Source organism: Amycolatopsis decaplanina DSM 44594 (assembly GCF_000342005.1).
Taxonomy (GTDB): domain Bacteria; phylum Actinomycetota; class Actinomycetes; order Mycobacteriales; family Pseudonocardiaceae; genus Amycolatopsis; species Amycolatopsis decaplanina.
Genome location: NZ_AOHO01000078.1, coordinates 17,348 through 41,631 on the forward strand (window position 1 = coordinate 17,348; position 24,284 = coordinate 41,631).

A 24,284-nucleotide genomic window follows, 5' to 3' on the forward strand; every position below is an offset into this window, starting at 1 on the left:
CTACCCACCACTGGGGAGAAACCGTTGTGCTGACGAAGCTGTTGCGCATTCACCTGCGCCCGTACCGGCGAGAACTGTGGCTGATCGTCCTGCTGCAGTTCGTCCAGACCCTCGCCGGGCTTTACTTGCCCACGCTGAACGCCGACATCATCGACCACGGCGTGGTCAAGGGCGACATCGACTACATCCTCGGCGTCGGCGGCGTCATGCTGCTCGTGTCGCTGGTCCAGATCGCCTGCTCGATCGGCGCCGTCTACTTCGGCGCCCGCACCGCGATGGCGGTCGGCCGCGACGTCCGCGGCGCGATCTTCCACCGGGTCCAGGATTTCTCCGCTCGCGAAGTCGGCCAGTTCGGGACGCCGTCGCTGATCACCCGCACCACCAACGACGTCCAGCAGGTGCAGATGCTGACGTTGATGGCGTTCACCCTGATGGTGTCCGCGCCGATCATGTGCTTCGGCGGCATCGTCATGGCGCTGAACCAGGACGTCACCCTCTCCTGGCTGCTCGTGGTCGTGGTGCCGATCCTCGGCGTTTCGGTCGGGATCATCATCGCGAAGATGCGGCCGGCGTTCCGGCTGATGCAGGAGCGTATCGACAAGATCAACCAGATCCTGCGCGAGCAGATCATGGGTATCCGCGTGATCCGCGCCTTCGTCAAGGACACCCACGAGCGCCGCCGGTTCACCAAGGCGAACACCGAACTGCTGGACGTCTCCCTCATCGTCGGCAGGCTCATGGCGCTGATGTTCCCCATCGTCATGCTCGTGATGAACGCCTCCAGCGTCGCCGTGCTGTGGTTCGGCGGCTTGCGCATCGACGACGGCAGCATGCAGATCGGCGCGCTGACCGCGTTCCTGTCCTACCTGATGCAGATCCTGATGGCGGTCATGATGGCCACCTTCATGTTCATGATGGTGCCCCGTGCCGAGGTCAGCGCCGAGCGCATCACCGAGGTACTCGACACGCACACCAGCGTCGTCCTTCCCGCGAACCCGGTCAGCCCAGGTGAGGTACGCGGACGGCTCGAACTGTCCGATGTGGAATTCCGTTACCCCGGCGCGGAGAAACCGGTGCTGCAGGAGATCTCGCTGCTGGCCAGGCCAGGCGAGACGACCGCGATCATCGGCAGCACGGGCAGCGGGAAGACCACGCTGCTCAACCTGATCCCCCGGCTGATGGACGCCACCGACGGCTCGGTGCGCGTCGACGGCGTCGACGTCCGGGAACTGGATCCGACCGTGCTGTCCGACGCCGTCGGGCTGGTGCCGCAGAAACCGTACCTGTTCGCCGGGACGGTCGCGAGCAACCTTCGCTACGGCAAGGCCGACGCCACCGACGAGGAACTGTGGCACGCGCTGGAAGTGGCACAGGGCAAGGACTTCGTCGAACGGATGCCCGAGGGGCTGAACTCCCCCATCGCCCAGGGCGGGACCAATGTCTCGGGTGGGCAGCGGCAGCGGCTCGCGATCGCGCGGATGCTGGTGCGACGCCCCGAGATCTACCTCTTCGACGACTCTTTCTCCGCGCTCGACTACGCGACCGACGCCGCGCTGCGGCGGGCGCTCGTGGCCGAGACCGCCGAGGCGACCGTGATCATCGTCGCGCAGCGGGTCAGCACGATCCGCCACGCCGATCGCATCGTCGTCCTCGACGAAGGCCGTGTCGTCGGCAGCGGCACCCATACCGAACTCATGGACGGCAATGAAACCTACCGGGAAATCGTGCTGTCCCAGCTGACCGAGCAGGAGGCCGCCTGATGAGCGCGCCCGAATCCACAGAGTCCACTTCGGACACTTCGAGCCCTCCGGCCAAACCGCTGGGTGAGCGTGCGAGCGCGGCCCGCGGCCCCGGACCCGGCGGAGGCGGTTTCGGCCGCGGTCCCGGTGCCTTCATGGGCGGCCAGCCCGCCGAAAAGGCCCTCGACTTCAAGGGATCCTTCAAACGGCTGTTGGGCCTGCTGAAACCGCAGCGCGCCTTGCTGTACGGGATCCTGGTCTTCGGCATCGCCAGCGTCACGCTGAGCGTCATCGGCCCGAAGATCCTCGGCATGGCGACGGACCTCATCTTCGCGGGCGTCGTCGCGAAGGACATGCCACCGGGGGTCAGCAAGGAAGCGGTCATCGCCGGGCTGCGGGCGGAAGGCAACAACACAGTCGCCGACCTGTACTCGGGGATCGACTTCGTACCGGGCCAGCGCATCGACATCGACGCCGTCGGCCAGGTCCTGATGTGGGTGCTGCTGCTCTACATCGTGGCGTCGTTCTTCGCGCTCCTGCAAGCGCGGCTGACCACGAACCTGGTCCAACGGGCGGTGTTCGAACTGCGGGAACAGATCGAGGCGAAGTTCGCCAAGCTCCCGCTGAGCTACTTCGACCGCCAGCCGCGCGGTGAGGTGCTGAGCCGCGCGACCAACGACATCGACAACCTCGCGCTGTCGCTGCAGCAGACCCTCGCTCAGATCGTGTCGTCGCTGCTGATGGTCATCGGCGTGCTCGTGATGATGTTCCTCATCTCGCCGGTGCTGGCGCTGGTCGCGCTGCTTTCGGTGCCGGCTCCGGTGATCGTCGCGGCCAAGATCGGCAAGAAGGCGCAGCCCCAGTTCATCAAGCAGTGGTCCACCACCGGACGGCTCAACGCGCATATCGAGGAGATGTACACCGGGCACTCGCTGGTCAAGGTGTTCGGCCGCCGCGAGGAGGCCGAGGAGGTCTTCCGCGAGCACAACGACACGCTCTACGGCGCCAGCTTCAAGGCGCAGTTCATCTCGGGCACCATCCAGCCCGCGATGATGTTCATCGGCAACCTGAGCTACGTGCTGGTGGCCGTGATCGGCGCGCTTCGGGTGGCGTCCGGGACGCTGTCACTCGGCGATGTCCAGGCGTTCATCCAGTACTCGCGACAGTTCAGCCAGCCGGTGACGCAGATCGCCAGCATGGCGAACCTGCTGCAGTCAGGGATCGCGTCCGCGGAGCGCGTCTTCGCGTTGCTCGACGCGGACGAGCAGGAGCCCGAGCCCGCCGAACCCGCACGGGTCGGGAACGTGCGGGGTCAAGTCGAGTTCGAGCACGTGTCGTTCCGGTACGCCGAGGACACGCCGCTCATCGAGGATCTGTCACTCACCGTCGAACCGGGGCACACCGTCGCCATCGTCGGCCCGACCGGCGCGGGGAAGACCACGCTGGTCAACCTGCTCATGCGGTTCTACGAACTCGACGGCGGCAGGATCACCCTCGACGGAGTCGACATCGCCGGGATGGACCGCGAGGATCTGCGGTCCAAGACCGGCATGGTGCTGCAGGACGCGTGGCTGTTCGGTGGCACCATCGCGGAGAACATCGCCTACGGTTCCGCGGGCGCGACGCACGAGGAGATCGTGGCGGCGGCCAAGGCGACCCACGTCGACCGGTTCGTCCGCACCCTTCCGGACGGCTACGACACGGTGATCGACGACGAGGGCGGCACGGTGAGCGCCGGTGAGAAACAGCTGATCACCGTCGCACGGGCGTTCCTGGCGAAGCCCGCGATCCTCATCCTCGACGAGGCCACCAGTTCCGTCGACACGCGGACCGAGGTGCTGATCCAGCGGGCGATGAATTCACTGCGCGAAGGGCGGACGAGTTTCGTCATCGCGCACCGGCTCTCCACCATCCGCGACGCGGACGTCATCCTGGTGATGGAGAACGGGTCGATCGTCGAACAGGGCGACCACGAAACGCTGCTGCTCACCGGGGGTGCGTACTCGCGGCTCTACGCCGCCCAGTTCGCGGAGGCGCTGGCCGAAACCGACTGAACCGTATCGGTGCGAAGGCCCCTTTCCCTACTTTTACCGTGGGAAAAGGGGCCTTCGTCGTACGGTAGGGGCGTGAACGGCGCTAGGCTTGCGTGACCGGATCCGGAGAGGGGTGCGCTGGCCGACCATGGCGGAGAAACTCGGCGAATACCGCCGTAAGCGCAGACCGGGGCGGACACCCGAACCCCTTCCGGAGCGCGACGGGAAGACCGGGGCCGACGATCTCTTCGTCATCCAGGAACACCATGCGAGCAGCCTGCACTGGGACATCCGCCTCGAACGGGACGGGGTACTGGTCTCCTGGGCGGTGCCGAAGGGCCTGCCGATGTCGCCGGACCTCGAACGCCTCGCCGTGCACACCGAAGACCACCCGATGGAATACCTCACCTTCGAAGGCGAGATACCCGCGGGCGAATACGGCGGCGGCACCATGAAGATCTGGGACACCGGACGATACGAAACGCTGCACTTCAACGACCACAAGGTCGAGGTCGTCTTCCACGGGAAGCGGGCACGTGGGAAATACCTGTTCCTCAATGTGAAGAAGGACGGGAACGATCGCGGCTGGCTGCTCAAACGGCTCGACCCCGCCGAACCGGGGCGCGCGGGCCTCCCCTCGTTCCTCGCCCCGATGCTGACCAAACCGGGACGCCTTCCCTCGACCGGCGAAGACTCCGAATGGGCCTACGAATTCGACTGGTCCGGGCGCCGCGCCCTGATCCGCGTGTCCGGGGGACGGATCACCGCCTACGACGATTCGGGCGACGACGTCACCGGGCTGTACCCCGAATTCCGCGGCCTTGGCGAACAACTCGGTGCCACGGAAGTCTTTCTCGACGGGGAGATCGTCGTCTTCGACGGCGGGAAACCGAGTCCGGAAGGGCTCGGGCACCGCGCGCGGGCGACGAAGAGTTCCGCGAAACGGCTCACCGCACGCTATCCGGCGTTCTACCTGGCGAACGATCTCCTGCATCTGGACGGCCGTTCCTGCGTCGAGTCGTCCTACGTCGAACGACGGGAACTCCTCGACGAACTCGGCCTCGCCGGGCCGCATTGGCAGGTCCCCCGGTTCTACCTCGGGGACGGCGGCGCGGTCGCGCGGGCGGCCCGCGAACACGGGCTCGCCGGCATCATCGCCAAACGGGCAGACTCCGCGTACCACCCGGGAAGGCGTACCGGCGAATGGCTTTCCATCACCGGAACCCTGGTGCAGCAAGTGGTGCTGGGCGGCTGGCGACCTGGCGGGGGCAGCCGGGCGGGCACGTTCAGTTCGCTGCTGCTCGGCGTCCCGCACGAGGATGGCCTGCGGTACATCGGAAACGTCGGGGTCGGTTTCGCCGGCGACGAATTGGAGGAACTGTCCAAGCGGCTGTTCCGCTTGGAGCGCAAGACATCCCCGTTCCATTCCGTCCCGGACAAACAGGCACGGGACGCGCACTGGTCGAGGCCGACCATCGTCGGCGAGGTCGTCTTCGGCGGCTGGACCGACGCGGGCTGCCTGCGCAATCCGCGCTGGCGCGGCCTGCTGCCCGACGTCACCGCCGACGAGGTCGAACTCGACGGCCGACCGGACTAGATCGTGTCCTGTATCCGCACGTCCTCGACGTCCCATCGGACGTCGAGATCGGCTCCGACCCCGCTGACGTCCAGAATCCGTGACACCAAAGCGGTCTTCACGATCACCGAGAACCGGGGTGACGCCGCGTTGGCTTCCTCGAGGACCTGTAGCCCGGCACAACTGAGGAACCCGACACGGGAGAGGTCGAGGATCACATGCTTCCCCTTGACACACGCACCACTGAGCTCGGTGCGGAACCGTCCGACGGTGGCCGCGTCGATCTCCCCCACCGCGGTAAGGATGAGGACGCCGTCCTTGCGTCGGTTGGTGGTCACGGCCAGTGGCGGCGATTCGCCGGGTACGCGCTGGCCAGGCAACATTGGGGGCGCCTCTCTCCAGACCACCAAGTCCCCTCGACGGTACTCGGCGAGGGCGAGAGGTCAACCCGGGCTACCTCATTTGAGCCATTTCGGGCGAGAACCTTTACCCAACTCTTGCCATTGCCCGGCGAAGCGCCGGTGCGCGGCCTCGGCGGAGGCGACCGAACGGCCGTGCAGGAGGCCGTAGGTGAAAGCGTTTTCGTTCTCGGCGTAGGCGCGGAGGCCGAGGAGCCGCAAGACCTCCCTGGTGACCACGATGTCGTGATGCGCGCCGAGCGTGGTTTGCACCGCCCTGACGTTCTTTCGCCATTTTCGAAGCTTCTTGCCGGTCACCGGCCGGACCGTGTCCGCGGCATACCGGGCTCGCTTGGCCTTCTTGCGTACCTCGTGCAACGCTGCGTCCTGTTCCGCACCAGGCTTCAGTTCACTCGCCGCGGCCACGGCCTTGCGCAGCTTCCGGTCCGAGCGTGCGACCGCCTTGCGTAATTCCTCCTTGCCGTCCTTGATCTTCCGCGGTTTGCCGACGAGCTTTTCCAGTGCCCGCAACAGATTCGTGTACCGCTTGCTGTCGAGTGCGCGGATCGCCCGCGCTTTGGCCTCTTCGGCCTCGCGCGCGAAGTGCCGGGTCATCAGCTGCTCGACGTTGCCCAGCACCAGTTCGACCGGAAGTGCCTTGACCTCGTCGTGCAGGCGTGCGGCCATCACTTCGGTGTCCCTCGCCGGCCCGAGTTCGCCACCGAGCCAGCGGAGTTCGGCGGCGAGCCCGTTCGCGACATCCGCGTCGAGGGACCGCCGGAACGTCCGCAGCGCGCTACGCAGCCTCCTGGCCGCGACCCGCATCTGGTGCACCGCGTCCTCGGCGTCGCGGCGGACCCCGATATCGTTGCGTCGCAGCGCGTCCAGCTGCGTGGCGATGTAGTCCGCGAGCACCGAACCCGAGCCTCCCCCGGCCGAGGGCACCAGCTCGTCGGTCAGGCGCCGGAGCTTCGACGGCCACCTCGACCGCTCCGCTCCCGCTTTCACGACCGCCTGGTCCAGACTGTCGAGCACCCCTGGATCGGCGCCGGGCGAGAGTTCGATCTCGATCTCCCGCCAGCGATCGAGGTGTGCCTCGTCCCCACCTGCCTCGCCGGTGACGACGTCGTCGGTCAGCGTCGCGAGCTCGCGGCCCTCGGCGTCCAGCAAGGCGTACGAGGTGCGCTCGGTACGCAGATGCGCGACCTGGACCAGTTTGGCGCCGAGGGTGTGCGCTCGGACCAGCTTCGCCAGCGCGCCGGGCACCTTGTCCGGCTTGCCCGCAGGCGGGAGGCGGAGTTCCTCGCGCCTGTCTTCGCCGACCGGGATTTTGAGGTGCCAGCCCTCGTCGCTCCCGCCGAGCCTCCGCCGCAGCGTGATGCCCGCCTGCGCGAGCCGGAAGTCGAGGGTGTCGAAGTACGTGGCGTCGAGGACGTCGACCCTCGGATCGGCCTGGTTCGTCACGGGACCGGCCGGGACCAGCGGCGGGATGGGCCTGTCGGCCGCCAGGTCGTACTTGCGCTCGATCTCCGCCTCGGCGACCGGGGCACCACCCTGCGTCTTCGTCACCACGAACTCCTTCTCCTCGGCTACCCGGAAGGATTACCCCGGGAAGGGGCAGCGGGAAACCCGGAACGGATCACTCCTCCATCCGGTCGTACCGGTCCGCCCATTCGGCGAGCATTCGGAGTGATCCCTCCTCGGTCAGGGTATCGCTTTCCAACCTCGCGACAAGCGAATAATAGGCCTCGACCGCGACCCGATCGTCGATGAACACCCCGGCCGCATAGGAATCCGTGTACACCACCGCCGGATGTTCCGCGAATTCCATGATGGTGAACGAATTCTCGATCACCCTGCCCACTCCGTCGCTTTCGGGGACGATACGAATGGAGCAATAGGGCAGGTTCGCCGACAGGACGAGATGGAGCAGTTGCTCGTGCATGATCCGGGGACCGCCGACGACCGAACGCAGCGCGCGCTCGTGGACGTAGAACCGGCACCGCGGCGGGCGATCACGCTGCAGCAGCCGCTGCCGCTCCATCCGGGCGTTCACGACCTGATCCAGTCGAGCCTGGTCGCGGTTGCCGATCAGTTCGAAGGCGGTGCGTGCGTACGGTTCGGTCTGCAACAGCCCAGGGAGGGTCAACGACTCGTAGCGCACCAGCGTGTGCGCGAGATTCTCTTGTATCGCCAGGGATTTCATCGGATCGACGAGTTCGTCGAAGTACGGCCGCACCCAGTACAGGTCTCCGCCGGGCTGCGTCAGCTCCAGCAGCAAGTCACGTTCCGGCTCCGCCTCGCCGCAGGTCGCCAGATACAGCGCCGCGTCCACGACGGACAGCTCGCGCAGCCCTTGTTCCCACCTCGTGACCTTGCTCTGCAACCAGCCGTTACGGCGGCTGACGTCGGCTCCGCTGAAGTGCCTGCGCTGCCGGAACGCCTTCATGCGGTGGCCCAGTTCCCGGGTCCGCGCCGTCGAATCCTTCTCAACCATGCGGGACAAACTAGGGCCGAACTCCGGCCGCGCGGGGATTGCCACGCGGTGATTCACCTCAACTGCTGATAACTTGCACTCGCGCATTTCCGCGAAGCGCTACTTCGCAGGCGAAGCACCTTCGCGCGCGAAGGGTTCTTTACAGTTTATAGCGAACAAAAGGAATGGGGGCGAGTTATTCGGAAGTGGATTCATTGCGGTACGGCACCCGTGGACACCGGGCCACTCCGCCTCGTCGCCGCGAGTGATCCGCGAAGGCCTCCTTGCCGACCCTGGAGGTCAGGGTCAGGAACTTAAGCGGCAGCGCCCGAGTTTCTCCGACCGTCCATAAAGGACGCCCATCGTGACGAATTGTCCGATTGCGCATCATTTGCCCGTGTTCTCGAATCCGTGAAGGCCTCCTTGAGGGACCCAGAGTCCCTCAAGGAGGCCTTCACGGACCCACCAACCCTCGTCGGCGAACCATCACCGCCCGACCTGGGCGAACATGCCTGAAACGCGACCGCTCCACCGGCCTTAAGTTCCTGCCATTGACCCTGAAGGTAGTGAAGGAGCCCTTCGCTGCCCGCCCGCGTGATCGCTGGGACGGCTGTGACGCCAGTACCCGATCCCGAAGTCCGTCCGGCACGGCACCTTCGACCGCCGACTCAAGGGAAGACGACTCGCCACACCTGACGCCCGGTTTGAAGCTTTTCAGCACTTATCCCGAGCCGAATCGAGCAAAGTATCAACCGAGACATCAACGATACGCTTGAATCTCATGAGTCAAGACATCCGAGACTTCGTGACCCCCTCCTGCGACCTGCTCGCCCTGGGCGAGCCGACGCACGCGACCCCGGTCTTCGCGGAGGTCCGCAACGAACTGTTCGCCCAGCTGGTCGATCGCGGCTTCCGCTCGATCGCCCTCGAAACGGATCGCGTGGCCGCGCTCGTCGCGAACGACTTCGTCCAAGACGGCACCGGAACCCTCGACCTCGCGATGAGCGAAGGTTTCTCACACGTCTTCGGTGTCGTGGAGGCGAACAGGCGGCTGATCGCGTGGATGCGCGAGTACAACGACAACCGGCCTCCCGAAGAGCGGCTCTCGTTCCACGGTTTCGACACCCAGACCGAGAACACCTCCGCACCCAGCCCGCGGCCCTACCTCGAGTACGCCCGCGATTTCCTGGGGCTCGACGTGGACATCGCGGGTACGGCAGGCGACGACGAGCGCTGGAGCCGCACGGAAGCCGTCCTGGACGCGGCTTCGTCGCCCGGCGCCACGGCCGAGGCCTACCGGCTGCGCGCGATCGCGGCCGAACTGCTCGCCGCGCTCCGTTCCCGGAAGCCGGAACCGGCCACGGATGGCTGGTCGCGGGCGGAGATCCATCTCATGGCGGGGATCGATCTGCTGCGCTACCACCGGCAATGCGCCGAGCCTCTGGAGCCGCACGAGCGATATGCGCCACTCGTCGCGACCAGGGACGCCATCATGGCACGGAATCTGCTGGACATCCGCGCCGCCGAGGCCGGTCGTGGCAGGACGCTGGTCTTCGCCCACAACCTCCATCTGCGCCGCCAGGCGAGCACGATGCACGTGGCCGGGACGGAGACCACCTGGTTTCCCGCCGGCGCGCTGGTGGCGCCGCTGCTCGGTGATCGCTACACCTTCGTCGCGACCAGCCTCGGCCGAAGCGAGGCCATCGCGCTTGAGGAACCGGAGCCCGACACCTACGAAGGGTTCCTTCAAAAGCACGTCACCACGGCTTGGGGCCTGCTCCCCGCCTCCGAGGTCCCGTCCGCGAGCGTCCGGACCGATCCCACTCCGCGGCAGGGCTACTTCCCGCTCGAACTGGGGATCCTGAACGACGCGGACGCGATTCTGCACGTCCGCGGCTAGGCGCGGAACCGGGTGACGCCTCCTGCCCTCGGAAGGCGTCACCCGGCCACGAGCACGCGCCGCCACCCCCAGTACCGCGAATTCGGGGCGGCGCGAAGTCACCTCACTTGAGCAGGAGTCAACACACCGACGCCATAACTTCGCCAAACGCCGCGGCCGGTGGTCCTGGACAGGGCTATGCCGGAGTCACTCCGAAGCGGATCTTCGTCAAGGCTTCACGAGCCCGGTCCCGCGGGCGCCCGCTCCCGTCGACGGCGGAAAGGTCCCTGAGCGCACGCAGTTCCCACACCGGGAATCCCAGTTCCCGGAACAGTCGTGCCGCGGTCCGGAGTCCTTCGGCGGCTTCGGTCGCGACGCCTTCGTCCGCCCGCAGACGTCCGAAGCTGAGCAAGGCGTATCCGCCGCCGCGGCGGTCTCCCAGCTCGCGGAACGTACTCATCGCCAGGCCCAGGTGCTCGGCCGCCCGGCCGTGTTCACCCGCGAGGCGGAGGGATTCGCCGAAGCTTCGATGCGTGTAGGCGGCGGCGTGCCGGTGTCCGACGTCCTCGAACAGCTCCAGTGACCGAGAAAGACATCGTTCGCTCTCCCCCGGTTCGCCGGCTTTCGCGTGGAGATCGCCGAGACTGCGGAGGACGTGCGCCTCCCAGTGGCGTTCACGCGAACTGCGGGTGCCGATCAAGGCGCTCGTCAGCAGATCACCGGCCTCGTCCATCCGGCCGTTCCGTCGCAGGACGTCGGCGTACCGTTTGGCGGACCTGTCATGCTGCTGCCTGTCCTCGCAATGGAGCGAAAGCAGCAGGCTCGCGTCGAAACACTCCTTCGCCCGGCGGAAGTCACCGAGGTCGTCCCACAACGAGCCGAACTGGGCCGACGCCATCGCCTGCCCGGCGAGGTCACCACAGTCCCGCAACAGCTCCAGCGCCTCGCGAAGCGCGTGAACCGCCGCACCGGTCCGGCCGGTGTCCGCGTCGACGTCGGCGAGCGCGACGAGCGCGGCCCCGGTGCCCGGCTGATCACCCGAGGAGCGGAATCTGTCCCCGGCCAGCGAGAAACAGGTTCGCGCCCGCGCGAGATCCCCCGCGTCCGCGTGAGAATGCCCCAGCTTCAGCAGTTTCCCGGCCTCCGCGGGAAGATCGAGACGATCGCGCACGATGCCGAAGCCGAGCCAGGCCGGAGATCCGCCTTTCCGGGGGCCGACGAGATCGCTGTAGGCGTCGGCCAGCCGCTCGGTCAATTCGGTCCAACCGTGGTTCTTCGCGGTCCGGACGGCGAGCGCGAGGTTCGCGGTTTCCGCTCTGCGCCAGCCGATCGGATCAGCCGCGACGCGGTCCGAAACCGCCGCCGGGACGTCCGCGCGCCGAGACGGCGGGTACTCGGCGCCGAGCGCGGCGGAAGCGTGTTCGGCCAACGCCGCCATGACCGTCAGCGCGCGTCTCAGTGCTCCGGGATCCGGCGGTTCCCGGAGCGTGAGCCTGATCAGGCTCGGGAACCGGTACCGGAGGAAGCCGGACCGATCCGGCTCGGCGTGGAGCAGATGGTCGTCCACCAGTTCGTCGAGCAGCTCGGCGGCCTCACGGGACGAACAGCCCAGCATGGCCGTCGCGAACCAGTCGGCGACTTCGGTGGCACCGGGAAGACCGAGCAACCGCAGGGAATTCCGCTGTCGTGGTGACAGCTCGGCGAGGGCTTCGGCGAGGACCGGGCGGACGGCCAGGTCACCGGCGGCGAGTTCGTCGAGACGCAGGCGTTCGTTCTCCAGGCGCGTCGCGAACTCGGCGATACTCAGCCTCGGCCGCTGCAGGAGCTTCATCCCCGCCGCCCGCACCGCCAGCGCGAGACCTTCGCAGCAGACCAGCACCCGGCGGACGGCGTCAGGCTCGGCGGACAACCGGGCCTCTCCGGCCATGGCGCCGAGCAGCACCCGCGATTCCGCGTAGGACAGCGCACCGACCTCGACGGGTCTGGCGCCGGCGAGCCCGGCAAGCCGCCGCCGCGTCGTGACGATCGTCGCGCAGCCGGGACCGTTCGGCAGCAACGGCCGCACCTCGGCCTCGGACCGGCCGTTCTCGAGGATCACCAGCAGCCGCCGGTCCGCGGTGTGGCTCTGCCACAACGAGATCAGCCCGGCCCGGTCGGCGGGGATTTCCAATTCCGCGAGGCCGAGCGCGCGGAGGAACCCGGCGAGTACGTCGTCGGTGTCGCGCAGGTCGGCGACGAGCTGACCGTCCGGAAACCGCTTGCGCGCCCGCCACGCGGCTTGGACGGCCAGCGTGCTCTTTCCCGCTCCCGCCGCCCCGTGCAGGACGACCGGCGCGGGACTTCGCAGCGCACGTCCCACTTCCGCCAGTTCGCTTGCCCTGCCGGTGAAATCCGGCGTCGCCGCCGGCAGGCGGCAAGGCGCGCCGCCCGCGGACCAGCCCGTTCCGGCGATCCGGCGGTGGACCGCGAGCAGGTCCTCCCCCGGCGAGACACCGGCGTGCTCCCACAGCGCGCGACGGCACCGATCGAGGACGGCCAGCGCCGCGTCCCGCCGCCCGAGTCCGTGCAACGCCTCGGCCAGCCACCCGGCCAGACGCTCGTCGCCCGGCCGGGCGACGAGTTCGGGCCCCAGCCGATCGGCGACCGCCTTGTGGTCACCGGCGGCCAGTTCCAGCTCCACGAGCTTGCCCAGTACCGAACACCGCTGGTCCTCGAGCCACAGCCGGTGCGCTTCGACAAGAGGACCGGCCGGAACGTCGGCGAAGGCCCGGCCACGCCACAATCCCAGCGCCCGTTCGAGCAACGCCCTGCGCTCGTCACCGGTCGCCCTCCCGGCCGAGGCGGCCAGCTCGGAAAAACCGGTGACGTCCAGTTCGCCCGCCGACACCACGAGCCGGTAGCCGCTCCGGCCGGACCGCAGCCGCTGCCGGGCGTCGTCCACCGGCACACCGGGCGACAAGGCCTTGCGCAGCTTGGAAACCGCCATCTGCACGACCGCCGCGGCACTCGACGGCGGTCCTTGCGGCCAGAGTTCGTCCACGAGGGTGTCCCGGTGGACGAACTCGTTCGGCCGGGTCAAGAGCACCGCGAGCACCCGACGGGGCTGAGCCGCCGACGGCAGCGGGATCGAGGCCGCGAGCGGGCCGAGCACCTTGAACTCCACGAACCACCTATCACCTGGACGGATGACCCGAATGTAACCCGGTGCTGTCCCTGAGTCGGCGATTTCTCACCCGGATGGCCGTCCCCCTTACTTTCCGGTGTGCGCGAGCAGCCTGTCCCTCAACGCGGGCTCGTCCGCGAGCGCCTCGTTCAGCGTGTGCTCCAGCAAGGGCTTGAGGTCCCCGTACGGACGCTTCGACCAGTCGAGCGGGCCCTGCGGCGGCTCCGGGTCGTATTCGATGACGAACTGGATCGTCCGCGCGATCTCGGCGCCGACGAGCCGTTCGACCAGGTGCAGTGCGAGGTCGATCCCCGCCGACACCCCGGCGGCCGTGATCACGTTCCCGTCCTCGACCCAGCGTTCGGCGACCGGTTCCGCCCCGAACGCGCCCAGCAGTTCGCGGAACATCCAGTGCGTCGCGGCCTTGCGGCCCTTCAGCAGTCCGGCCTCCCCCAGCAGGAGCGAACCCGTGCACACCGAGGTCACGAGTTCCGCGTTCGCTCCGGCGCTCCGCAGGTATCCGACCAGTTTCTCGTCGGCGAGCGCCTTCAGCGTCGGCGCGGCGCCGCCGGGCACGAGCAGCGCGTACGGCGACGGGACCTCGTCGTAAGTGTGGGTCGGCACGAGCCTCAGCGGGTTGTCGGTGGTGACGGCGTCCTTCGTCTCGCCCACCACGACCGTCCGGTATTCCTGCGCCGTGCTCGCCATCCCGTCCAGCACGGTCAGCGGCCCGACCATGTCGAGCGGGGTCATCCCCGGGTACACCACGAACGCGATCGTCTTCGTGTCGTCTGTCATGGGACAAAGGTGTCGCAGTGACGGGATCGCGGTGGCATGGATGTCCGGATTCCTGCGAACAACGTCCGACGGCCGGGCACTACTGGTAGCGTTCGATCATGCCGGGTTCACCCAGACGAGTGTTGATCGTCGGCTACAGCAACGCCGAGTTGCTCGACATCGCCGGCCCGTCGGACGTCCTGGACGCCGCGACCAAACTCGGCGGCAAACCGGGGTACGAGATCATGCTCGCCAGCGTCGACGGCCGCGGCATCCGCTGCGAGTCCGGCCTGACGCTGCAGGCCCAGCACCGGCTCGACCAGGTCACCGGCGAGCTGGACACGCTGATCATCGCGGGCGGCACCGGGCACGAGACCGCCGCCGCCGACCCGAGGGTCGTCACCCACGTCCGCAGGCTCGCTCAGCGGAGCCGTCGCGTCGCCTCGGTGTGCACCGGCGCCACCGTGCTCGCCGCGTGCGGGCTGCTCAACGGCAGGCGCGCCACCACCCACTGGCGGTTCGCCAACCGGCTCGCGACGAACTATCCGCAGGTTAACGTGGACCCGGTGCCGTTGTACGTGCGCGACGGCAACGTCTACACGGCGGCGGGTGTCACCAGCGGGATCGACCTCACCCTCGCCTTCGTCGAGGAGGACCACGGCCCGAGCGTCGCCAGGGAGGTCGCCCGCATGCTGGTGACCTATCTGCAGCGGCCGGGCAACCAGGCTCAGGTGAGCATGTTCCTGTCCGGCCCGCCGCCGGAGAACCGGTTGGTCCGCGACATCACCGCGTACGTCGCCGAACACCTCGCCGGTGATCTCGGCACCACCGTCCTCGCGGAGCGCGCCGGAATCAGCACCAGGCAGCTGACCAGGCTGTTCGACGCGCACCTGAGCACCACGCCCAGCAGGTACGTGCGTGCGGCGAGGACCGAGAACGCGGCGAAACTGTTGTGCGGCACGGAGCTTCCGCTGACTTCGATCGCGAGGCGATGCGGGTTCGGCTCGACCGAGACCCTTCGCCAGGCCTTCCTGGATCACTTCGACACCCCACCTTCGGCCTATCGCCGGGTCCACCTTCGGCAGGCGTTCGGCTAGGCCGTGTGCGGCACGCGGCGCGGACTGTGGAGGATGTGCGGGTGAACCGCCGCGACATCTCCGACGACGACACCGGCCCGATTCGCCGGGTAACGGAAATTCCGTCCGATCGTTCGCCCGGAACGTCCCGTTCGCCGCGCCGGACGCCGCCGCCCGAAGGTGCGCGACGCCCCCGTCCCCCGGCTCAACGGCCGCGACAGGCCGAATCGGGCAGACGTCGCGCGCCCGAACCGAAGCCCGACCCCGAGCCCACACCGGTCGGCCATGGGCACTCGCACGGCCACGGACCCGCGTCGCCCGCGTCGCGCCGCGTCCGGCTGCTGCTGATGTGGCTGCTGATCCCGCTCGCCGTCGCGACCGTCGCCGGGATGATCCTGCTCTACCCGTGGAACAAGGATCCGGCGAAAAGCGTGTTCCCCCAGGGAACCCCGGTGAGCGCGACGGTCACCGGGACGATCACCGGACCGTGTCTCGCCGAAGGACAGGTGCAGGTCGGCGAGCCGCCGCCGGACGCGAAACCGTGTCTCACCAGCGAGCTCGCGATGACCGACGGCCCCGGAGCCGGGAAGCCGCTGAAGCTGACGCTTCCCATCGAGCCGAGCACGCCGCGGTTCGCCGCGGGCGACAAGGTGGTGCTGTCCTACAACGGCGGCGACGCCGCGAACCCCGCGTCGTTCCAGATCGTCGACTTCCAGCGCGGCACACCGTTGCTGCTGCTCGCCGGGTTGTTCGCGCTCGCGGTGATCGTGCTGGGCCGCTGGCAGGGGCTCGCCGCGCTGATCGCGCTCGGGCTGAGCTTCCTGGTGCTGGCGTTCTTCGTGCTGCCTTCGATCCTCGCGGGGGAAAGTCCGCTGCTGGTGGCGATCGCGGGCGCGGGCGCGATCATGTTCGTCGCCCTGTACCTGACGCACGGGCTGTCCGCGAGAACCTCGGTGGCGGTGCTGGGCACCTTGATGAGCCTGGTCCTGATCGGCGTCCTGTCTGCGATCTTCTCGGCCGCCGCGTCGCTGACCGGGCTGGACGACAGCACCTCTCAGCTGATCGGCTCGCTGGGGCACGGGATCGACGCGCGGGGGCTGCTGCTGGCGGGTGTCGTGATCGGCGCGCTCGGTGTGCTGGACGACGTCACGGTGACGCAGACGAGCGCGGTATGGGAACTTCGGCGGGCGAACCCGGCGCTCGGCTGGCGTGAGCTGTACGGCGCGGGCCTGCGGATCGGACGCGACCACGTCGGCTCGGCGGTCAACACGCTCGTGATGGCGTACGCGGGGGCGGCGCTGCCGGTGCTGCTGTACACGTCGCTCTCCGGGGTGAGGCTCGGCTCGATCCTCGGCGCGGAGGACATCGCGCAGGAGATCGTGCGGACACTGGCCGGAAGCGTCGGCATCGTCGCGGCGGTCCCGGTCACCACCGTGCTGGCCGCGCTGATCGCCTCGCGGGAGCCCCAAAGCCTCGTGAGTGGTAAAGACGGTTAGAACCGTCCTTACCATTCACGAGACCCGGCGATCTCCGCCGCCTTCACTCCAACGTCGCCACGAACCTGCTGACCGCTTCCATCGTGAACCGCTGGATGTACTTCCCGCTGGGCGCCGCCGAAGCCAGGCGGTAGAGCGGCCGCTCCGCCGCCGCGTCCCCGCGCGCCTCCGATTTCAGCTGCGCCACCAGCAGTTCCGAGAACACCAGGCCGTTCGCCTCGGTGTTGTTCAGCAGCGCGTTCGCCAGCTTGCGCAGTTGCAGGATGCCCAGTTCCCGTCCGCCCGCGCCGGAGTAGACGGCCAGATCGACCTTCGCGACCTTGCGGCGCTTGCCCGCGTTGACCAGCAGGCTCACCGTCCGCGTGCCGCGCACGTCACTGATCACCAGGTCGATGCGCTCGGCCGCGGTCAGGTCGATCCGCCGTATGCCCCAGGTCCGCACGATGAGCGTGTCGCCTTCGAGCCAGACTCGGCGGCGCAGGTTGTAGAACATGATGTAGAGCAGCGGCAGCGCGATCACGCCGGCGACCACGAGCCCGGCGACCTCACCGCCGATCAGTCCGGCGATCCCGCCGAACGCGGCCGCGAAGATCACCACGCCGGCGATGCTGGAGCAGCCGCGTCGTCGACGGAGCTGGGGATCGTCGTGGAACAGCGGGAGGCGTTCGGGGGTCTCCGGGGTCCCGGTCGGCTCGGCCATCACGCGCCCGTCCCGGCCAGGAACGGGTTTCCCGTCCGCTCCTGTCCGATCGTGGTGGCCGGGCCGTGGCCCGGCAGCACGACGGTGTCGTCGGGCATCGTCATCACCTTGGCACCGAGCGACCGAACGAGTTCGTCACCGTCCCCGGAGGACCGGCCGATCGAACCGGCGAACAGGCTGTCCCCGGTGAGCACGATCCGGCCGCCCTCGGCGGAGGTCAGCCCGAAGATCACCGAACCGGCGGTGTGCCCCGGTGTGCCGGACACCGTGATCTCCAGCCCGGCCAGCCTGAGCGGGCCATCGACGAGTGGCACGATCCCGTCCTTCCGTTCACCGGCGTCCCGGCCGAGGAGTGGCCCGTCCGCCTCGTGCAGATAGAGAGGTATTCCGTGGTGCGCGCCGACCTCGCCCGCCGAAGCGACGTGATCGGGGTGGCCGTGGGTGGCGAGCATCGCGACCGGCGTCAGGCCGTGCGCGGAGAGCGCGGCCTCGAGCGGTTCGACGACGTCCTCCCCGGGATCGACGATCACGCACTCCCCGTCCGCCTCTGAGGCGAGCAGGTAGCAGTTGGCTTCGAGGGGGCCTGCCGGGAAACCGACAACCAGCACGAAACGCCTCCTCGGATCTTCCGCCGAACAGGTGACAGGATGGGCCCTGATCACGATCAAGTAAGCCTAGCGGCCCCTGTACGGGGGCCTCACAGGCTGTGCCCATAGACTTCCGCTACCTCAGACGTGTGACATCGAGTGGAAACCGGGAGGGCGGGTGCCGACCAACCAGCAGCGCCGCGAAGCCGCGAAGCGCAAGCTCGAGCGACAGATCGTGCGACGGGCCGAAAAGGCCAAACGGCGCAAGATCGTCGGCTCGGTGGCGGTCGTCGGTGTCGTCGCCATCGTGGCGGGCGCGGTGTGGTGGATCGTCAGCAGTAACAGTGGTGACGACGCCGCCTCCGACGCTTCCCCGAGCTCGGCTCCCCCGACCCCCGAGGTCACCATCCCCACGGAGCGCGCTCCGATGCCGAAGCGGCCGGCGCCGCTGGCGAACCCGGTGGCCTGCGACTACAAGGACGACACCACCAAGCAGGCTTCGAAGAAGGTGAACAAGCCGGAAGGCAAGGACGTCTCTTCGAACGGCACGGTGAACGTCGTGCTGAAGAGCACCGCGGGTGACATCCCGCTGACGCTGGACCGGGCGCTCGCACCGTGCGCCGTGCAGAGCTTCGTCAGCCTCTCCCAGCAGGGCTACTTCAACGACACCAAGTGCCACCGGCTCGGCACCACCGGCCTGCAGATGCTGCAGTGCGGTGACCCGGAGGCCAGCGGCATGGGCGGCCCGGGTTACACGATGCCGGACGAGGCGTTCAAGGAGATCAAGTACGGCCGCGGCATCCTCGCGATGGCGAAGACGCAGCAGCCGAACTCCGGCGGAAGCCAGTTCTTCATGGTCTACGGCGAGGCCGAACTGCCCGCGGAGTACTCGGTCTTCGGCAGCATCTCCGATGAGGGCCTGAAGGTGCTCGACAAGGTCGCCAAGGCGGGCGCGAACGCGCAGGCCGGCAACGGCGACGGCACCGGCCCGCCCAACACCGAGGTCAAGTTCACCGGCGTCACGGTCAACGCCTGACGTGAAGCTGGAAGTCAACGGCGCGCCCGCCCGGTCGGAAGACCTGGCGGGCGCGTTCGGCTATGGCCACTTCACCGCGATGCAGGTCCGCGACGGCAAGGTCCGGGGTCTGGACGTCCACCTTCGCCGGCTCGCGACGAGCACGCGGCGCATGTTCGGCAGCGAACTCGACACCGAGGCGGTACGAGGGTACGTACGGCAGGCCGTCCGGGGTGAGGCCGCGCTGTCCGTGCGGGTGCTGATCTTCTCCCGTGCGATGGACTGGTCCGATCCCGGCGCGCCCGCGGCGCCGGATGTCCTCGTCCGGGTCGGACCACCCCAAGAACACGAGATGACGCCGCTGCGGCTGCGGTCCGTGCGCTACGAACGGGTGCTTCCGGAGGTCAAGCACGTCGGTACGTTCGGTCTGCTCCACCACACACGTGAGGCGAAGATGGCGGGGTACGACGACGCGCTGTTCGTCGACTACCAGGGCCGGGTCAGCGAGGCGTCGATCTGGAACGTCGGGTTCCTCGACGGCGGCACGGTGGTCTGGCCGCAGGCGCCGGTGCTCGACGGGATCACCCAGCAATTGGTTCGACGCGGCTTGGAACGCACCGGGGTACCGCAGGGGACCCGCGAGGTCCGTCCGGGCGATCTGCCGGGCTTCGACGCCACGTTCCTGACCAACTCGGAGTCGGTCGGCCGGCCCGTGGCGTCGGTCGACGACGTCGTGTTGCCGTTCGCTCCGGAGACGGGCCGGATCCTCACCGAGGCATACGAAAGCAATCCCTGGGACGAAATCTAGCGGGGGCAGGGCAAATGTGGCGTGGTGAGGTTGGCGGCGGGAGCGGGTTCGCCACAGCGGCCTGGCGCGTTCTTGACTGTCCATAAGAGACACTGATCCCGATCAAAGCGCCCGAGTCGCGCACTTTGCGTGGCTTCGCGCGGGGGTAGTGAGTGGTAAAGAGCGTTCTAACGGACCGATATTTGCCCACCCACTGGAACCTGGGCTCACCTGGGTGTCCTCGGGCTGAATGAAGGGGTGTGCGACGGGGGAGGATTCCGGACGTTGAACGTCCGGAATCCTCCCCGCTCGGCCGGTGGCGCGGTCTTGATCAAGTCCGAGAGCGGATCGCCGCCCCTGAGGTGGTCGGGCGCAGGTAGGTAAATACCGGTCCGCTCTAACGCGACTTACCACTCACGACCCCGGTACGGAACTGTGCACATGGGCATCAATCGGATATTTCGCCGCCAAGAAGTGTCCCGTGTGGACACTCGGTGCACGGTCAGCCTCGTCGGCCAGTCCAGAACAGCGCGGCGAAGGACTCTCTGTCCACCTTGAAACCAGCGAAGAAGGCCATCACAACAGGAGACTCGGTCACAACACGTTCGCCTCACCCCGCAATAGCTCGAACCGTCCTCCCGCCCGGCGCTGTACCCGAGACCTTCCGGCTCGACGGAAGAACGTCGACCTCAGCGGTAGGTGAACTTCGGCGGCCGCCGGGCCAGAAACGCGGCCACTCCCTCGGCGTAGTCCTCGCCGTGCAGGGCACCGAGCCGGATCTCATCCACTTCGGCGTCGGACTCCTGTTGTCCCGCCACGATCTTCTCGATGATCCGGTTCATCCCGCGCACCGACGCCTGCGAACGCGAGGCCAGCGTCTCGACGAACTTCGCCGTCGACGCCTCCAGCTCGCCGGCAGGGAAGACGTCGTTGAGCAGCCCGATCTCCCGCGCCCGCCGCGCGTCGACGAGTTCACCCGAGAGCAAGAAGTACTTCGCGTTCGCGGCGCCGACCAGTGAGACCAGCTGCCGTGTCGAGTCGAAGTGGTAGACGATCCCGAGCTTCGCCGGTGTGATGCCGAAGCGCGAGCCCTCCGCGGCGAAGCGGAAGTCACAGGCGACCGAGATCTGGCAGCCGCCGCCGATGCAGTTGCCCTGGATCATCGCGACCGTCGGCTTCCGCGACGCCGTCAGCGCCGCCACGGCCCCGTCGACGGCCTTGTCGTAGGTCTCGGCCGCGTCGGCGGTGGACCGCAGGTCCCGGAACTCGCTGATGTCCGCGCCCGCCGAGAAGTGCGCGCCCGCGCCGGTCAGCACGAGGACCTTGATCGCCGGATCCGCCTCCACCCGAGCCACCACGTCCGGGATCGCCGACCACATCCCGTAGGTGATCGCGTTCATCTTCTCCGGCCTGGTGAACATCAGCCGCGCGACCTCGCCGTCGCGAGTGAATTCGAACCCGTCAGTCATGTTCCGCACCCTAAGTGCGCGCCTCCACCGGAACCAGCCGGATGTGGGCAAGATGGTCGGATGCGTACGCGACCCGCCCGGCGGCGAGCCTCGTGAGTGGTAAGGACGGTTAGAACCGTCCTTACCACTCACGAGCCCACCACGGTCAGGAAGCCGAAGTCACCCGGTAGACGTCGTAGACGCCTTCGACGCCTCGGACCACCTTCAGCACGTGTCCGAGGTGCTTCGGGTCGCCCATCTCGAACGAGAACCGGCTGACCGCGACCCGGTCGCGCGAGGTCGTGACCGACGCGGACAGGATGTTGACCTTCTCGTCCGCGAGCACCTTGGTGACGTCCGAGAGCAGACGGTGCCGGTCCAGCGCCTCGACCTGGATCGCGACGAGGAATATCGAAGACGCCGACGGCGCCCATTCGACCTCGACGAGCCGTTCCGGCTGGGCCCGCAGGTCGTCGGCGTTGGTGCAGTCGGTCCGGTGCACGCTGACACCGCCGCCGCGCGTGACGAAACCGAGGATTTCGTCTCCCGGCACCGGCGTGCAGCAACGGGCGAGCTTGGCCCAGATGTCGCTGGCGCCCTTCACGACGACACCGACGTCGTTCGAGCCGCGGCGGCGGGTGACCGTGGACGGTGTCGCGCGCTCGGCGAGCTCCTCCTCCGCCTCGTCGACCCCGCCGATGAGCGCGACCAGTCGCTGCACGACGTGCTTCGCGCTGGTGTGGCCCTCGCCGACGGCCGCGTACAGCGAACTGATGTCGGGGTGCCGTAGTTCGGTGGCGACCGCGCCCATCGACTCGGCGGAGACCAGCCGCTGGATCGGGAGGCCGACCTTGCGGACCTCCTTGGTGATGGCCTCTTTGCCGCCTTCGATCGCCTCGTCACGGCGTTCCTTGGCGAACCACTGCCGGATCTTCGCGCGGGCCTTGGGCGAACCGGCGAACTGCAGCCAATCGCGGCTCGGCCCCGCCGTCTCGGCCTTCGAGGTGAAGATCTCGATGACCTCGCCGTTCTCCAGCTTGCGCTCGAGCGCGACGAGCCTGCCGTTGACCCGGGCCCCGATGCAGCGGTGCCCGACCTCGGTGTGCACGGCGTAGGCGAAGTCGACCGGCGTCGAATCGACCGGCAGCGTGATCACGTCGCCCTTTGGCGTGAACACGAAGATCTCGCGCGAGGCGAGTTCATAGCGCAGCGACTCGAGGAAGTCGCCCGGGTCCGCGGCTTCACGCTGCCAGTCGAGGAGCTGGCGCATCCACGCCATCTCGTCGACGTCCATGGCGTTCCCGTTGTGGGTGCCCTTGGTCTCCTTGTACCGCCAGTGCGCGGCGATGCCGTATTCGGCGGTGCGGTGCATCTCGTAGGTACGGATCTGGACTTCCAGCGGTTTGCCGTCCGGCCCGATCACCGTGGTGTGCAACGACTGGTAGACGCCGAAGCGGGGCTGCGCGATGTAGTCCTTGAACCGGCCGGGGACCGGCTGCCACAGCGCGTGGACGACACCCATCGCGGCGTAGCAGTCACGGACGTCCTCGACCAGGATCCGCACGCCCACCAGGTCGTGGATGTCGTCGAGGTCGCGGCCTCGGACGATCATCTTCTGGTGGATCGAGTAGTAGTGTTTCGGCCTACCCTCGACCTTGGCGGTGATCCGCGAGCCTTCGAGGTTGCCGGTCAGCTCGGTGATCACGGACCGCAGGTAGGTGTCCCGCGAGGGTGCGCGATCGGCGACGAGGCGGACGATCTCGTCGTACTTCTTCGGCTGCAGGATGGCGAAAGCCAGGTCCTCCAGCTCCCACTTGACCGTCGCCATGCCGAGCCGGTGCGCCAGCGGGGCGAGGACCTCCAGGGTCTCGCGTGCCTTGCGGGCCTGCTTCTCCGGCGGCAGGAAGCGCATCGTCCGCATGTTGTGCAGCCGGTCGGCCAGCTTGATGACCAGCACGCGCGGGTCGCGCGCCATCGCGATGACCATCTTGCGGATGGTCTCGGCCTCGGCGGCCGTGCCGAGCTTGACCTTGTCCAGCTTGGTGACGCCGTCGACGAGCTCGCCGACCTTCTCGCCGAAGTCCGCCTTCAAGCTCTCCAGCGAGTAGCCGGTGTCTTCGACGGTGTCGTGCAGCAGCGCCGCGACCAGCGTCGTGGTGTCCATGCCGAGTTCGGCGAGGATGGTCGCGACCGCGAGCGGGTGCGTGATGTACGGGTCGCCGGACTTGCGCCGCTGTTCCCGGTGCAGCTCTTCGGCGACGTCATACGCGCGCTGGAGCTGCGCGAGGTCCGCGTTCGGATGCAGTTCGCGGTGGATGACCGCGAGCGGTTCGAGAACCTGCTTGACCGGCGCGGCGCGCTGCGCGGTGATCCGGCGGGCAAGTCGGGCGCGGACGCGGCGCGTCGCGGACGGCGTCGGCGCTGCCCCCTGTCGCGCCGCACCGTTCTGCTCGGTGCCGTCCTTCGAGGACACCGCGGCATCGAGCTCTTGGCTCACCCGCACCTCCTGCGCTTCGTGCGGCCTTCGGACGTCAAGGGTAACCGCTCCCCCTCACGGCTTCCTTGGTACGCCCGCTCAACACACCCGGAGGGCCTCCACACGACGCCCTTCAAGCACGGAACGACCACCGAGCGCACCGAGTTCCATGACCACCGAAACGCCGGTGACCTGCGCCTTCGCGTCTTCGAGCAGTTTGCAGGTGGCCGCGACGGTGCCGCCGGTGGCGAGCACGTCGTCGAGGATCGCGACACGCTGGCCGGGCTCGACGACACCTTCGGGCAGTTCGACGGTCGCCGTGCCGTACTCCAGGGTGTACCCGACCCGGCCCGCGACCCGGGGCAGCTTGCCGGGCTTGCGGATCAACGCGACGCCGAGGCCGCGCGAGTAACCGACGGCGGCGGCCAGCAGGAATCCGCGTGCTTCCACACCTGCCAGCAGGTCGGCCTCGGGATCGACGGTGGCGGCCAGCCCGTCGGTGACGGCCTTGAAGCCCGCCGCGTCGGCGAACAGCGGACTCAGGTCCCGGAACAGCACGCCGGGTTCCGGGAAGTCCGGCACGTCCGCGATCAGGTCGAGTGCCTTGTCCAGCTCCATGTACTTCCTGCTCTCGGTTCGTGCACTCGCGAACGTAATG

18 protein-coding genes are annotated in these 24,284 nt (G+C 68.1%); 8 read left to right on the plus strand and 10 right to left on the minus strand.

Features of this window, described 5'->3' with window-relative positions; translation table 11 throughout:
- The first annotated feature begins 26 nt into the window (after positions 1-26).
- The 3 genes from H074_RS35370 (at position 27) to H074_RS35380 (ending at position 5,369) form a co-directional block, all read left to right on the plus strand.
- Positions 27-1,760, plus strand: a complete 1,734-nt coding sequence (locus tag H074_RS35370; RefSeq protein ID WP_007034900.1) for an ABC transporter ATP-binding protein — start codon at positions 27-29, stop codon at positions 1,758-1,760.
- A complete protein-coding gene (locus H074_RS35375) occupies positions 1,760-3,793 on the plus strand; it encodes an ABC transporter ATP-binding protein (RefSeq protein WP_007034901.1) in 2,034 nt (677 codons plus the stop codon). Before H074_RS35370 ends, H074_RS35375 begins: the two co-directional genes overlap by 1 nt.
- 112 nt (positions 3,794-3,905) lie before the next feature.
- Positions 3,906-5,369, plus strand: coding sequence for a DNA polymerase ligase N-terminal domain-containing protein (locus H074_RS35380; RefSeq protein WP_007034902.1), 1,464 nt, complete (start codon positions 3,906-3,908; stop codon positions 5,367-5,369).
- Here H074_RS35380 and H074_RS35385 read toward each other — a convergent pair.
- The 3 genes from H074_RS35385 to H074_RS35395 form a co-directional block, all read right to left on the minus strand.
- Positions 5,366-5,686, minus strand: coding sequence for an STAS domain-containing protein (locus H074_RS35385; RefSeq protein WP_235096958.1), 321 nt, complete (start codon positions 5,684-5,686; stop codon positions 5,366-5,368). The two genes, H074_RS35380 and H074_RS35385, sit on opposite strands and share 4 nt — an antisense overlap.
- A 120-nt stretch (positions 5,687-5,806) precedes the next feature.
- Positions 5,807-7,315, minus strand: coding sequence for a CYTH and CHAD domain-containing protein (locus H074_RS35390; protein ID WP_235096959.1), 1,509 nt, complete (start codon positions 7,313-7,315; stop codon positions 5,807-5,809).
- Between the two features lie 70 nt (positions 7,316-7,385).
- Entirely contained in the window at positions 7,386-8,243 is an 858-nt protein-coding gene (locus H074_RS35395; RefSeq protein WP_007034905.1) for a helix-turn-helix domain-containing protein, read from the minus strand.
- Between the two features lie 760 nt (positions 8,244-9,003).
- On the opposite strand from H074_RS35395, the gene H074_RS35400 reads away from it, so the two are divergent.
- Positions 9,004-10,122, plus strand: a complete 1,119-nt coding sequence (locus H074_RS35400) for an erythromycin esterase family protein (RefSeq protein ID WP_007034906.1) — start codon at positions 9,004-9,006, stop codon at positions 10,120-10,122.
- Positions 10,123-10,297: 175 nt separating this feature from the next.
- Here the strand turns inward: H074_RS35400 and H074_RS35405 are convergent, their stop codons facing one another.
- A complete protein-coding gene (locus tag H074_RS35405) occupies positions 10,298-13,264 on the minus strand; it encodes an AfsR/SARP family transcriptional regulator (RefSeq protein ID WP_007034907.1) in 2,967 nt (988 codons plus the stop codon).
- An 87-nt stretch (positions 13,265-13,351) separates the two neighbouring features.
- Complete coding sequence (locus H074_RS35410; protein WP_007034908.1) at positions 13,352-14,062, minus strand: DJ-1/PfpI family protein; 711 nt, start codon at positions 14,060-14,062, stop codon at positions 13,352-13,354.
- Between the two features lie 98 nt (positions 14,063-14,160).
- Here H074_RS35410 and H074_RS35415 point away from each other — a divergent pair, with 98 nt between their 5' ends.
- The gene (locus H074_RS35415) at positions 14,161-15,138 is read left to right on the plus strand and encodes a GlxA family transcriptional regulator (protein ID WP_039924210.1); all 978 of its coding nucleotides are present in this window, start codon (positions 14,161-14,163) and stop codon (positions 15,136-15,138) included.
- A gap of 41 nt (positions 15,139-15,179) precedes the next feature.
- A complete protein-coding gene (locus H074_RS35420) occupies positions 15,180-16,613 on the plus strand; it encodes a YibE/F family protein (RefSeq protein ID WP_039924212.1) in 1,434 nt (477 codons plus the stop codon).
- 43 nt (positions 16,614-16,656) lie between these two features.
- Here H074_RS35420 and H074_RS35425 read toward each other — a convergent pair whose 3' ends face one another.
- Together H074_RS35425 and H074_RS35430 are read right to left on the minus strand one after the other, a co-directional pair.
- Positions 16,657-17,313: a hypothetical protein gene (locus tag H074_RS35425; RefSeq protein ID WP_007034911.1), complete on the minus strand. Its 657-nt coding sequence runs from the start codon at positions 17,311-17,313 to the stop codon at positions 16,657-16,659.
- Positions 17,313-17,921, minus strand: coding sequence for an MBL fold metallo-hydrolase (locus H074_RS35430; protein WP_007034912.1), 609 nt, complete (start codon positions 17,919-17,921; stop codon positions 17,313-17,315). The genes H074_RS35425 and H074_RS35430 overlap by 1 nt, the downstream gene beginning before the upstream one ends.
- A gap of 157 nt (positions 17,922-18,078) precedes the next feature.
- Here H074_RS35430 and H074_RS35435 point away from each other — a divergent pair, with 157 nt between their 5' ends.
- Positions 18,079-18,936 carry a peptidylprolyl isomerase gene (locus H074_RS35435; protein ID WP_007034913.1) on the plus strand — a complete coding sequence of 286 codons (858 nt, stop codon included), beginning with the start codon at positions 18,079-18,081 and terminating at the stop codon, positions 18,934-18,936.
- 1 nt (position 18,937) lies between these two features.
- Positions 18,938-19,723 (plus strand): aminotransferase class IV family protein, encoded by a 786-nt coding sequence (locus H074_RS35440; RefSeq protein WP_007034914.1) that lies wholly within the window; start codon positions 18,938-18,940, stop codon positions 19,721-19,723.
- Between the two features lie 668 nt (positions 19,724-20,391).
- Here H074_RS35440 and H074_RS35445 read toward each other — a convergent pair.
- The 3 genes from H074_RS35445 to H074_RS35455 all read right to left on the minus strand — a co-directional run bounded on the left by H074_RS35445 (position 20,392) and on the right by H074_RS35455 (position 24,244).
- On the minus strand, positions 20,392-21,171 hold the full coding sequence (locus tag H074_RS35445) for an enoyl-CoA hydratase/isomerase family protein (RefSeq protein ID WP_007034915.1): 780 nt from the start codon (positions 21,169-21,171) through the stop codon (positions 20,392-20,394).
- Between the two features lie 145 nt (positions 21,172-21,316).
- Positions 21,317-23,647 (minus strand): RelA/SpoT family protein, encoded by a 2,331-nt coding sequence (locus H074_RS35450; protein WP_007034916.1) that lies wholly within the window; start codon positions 23,645-23,647, stop codon positions 21,317-21,319.
- A 78-nt stretch (positions 23,648-23,725) separates the two neighbouring features.
- The gene (locus H074_RS35455) at positions 23,726-24,244 is read right to left on the minus strand and encodes an adenine phosphoribosyltransferase (RefSeq protein WP_007034917.1); all 519 of its coding nucleotides are present in this window, start codon (positions 24,242-24,244) and stop codon (positions 23,726-23,728) included.
- Positions 24,245-24,284 lie beyond the last annotated feature (40 nt).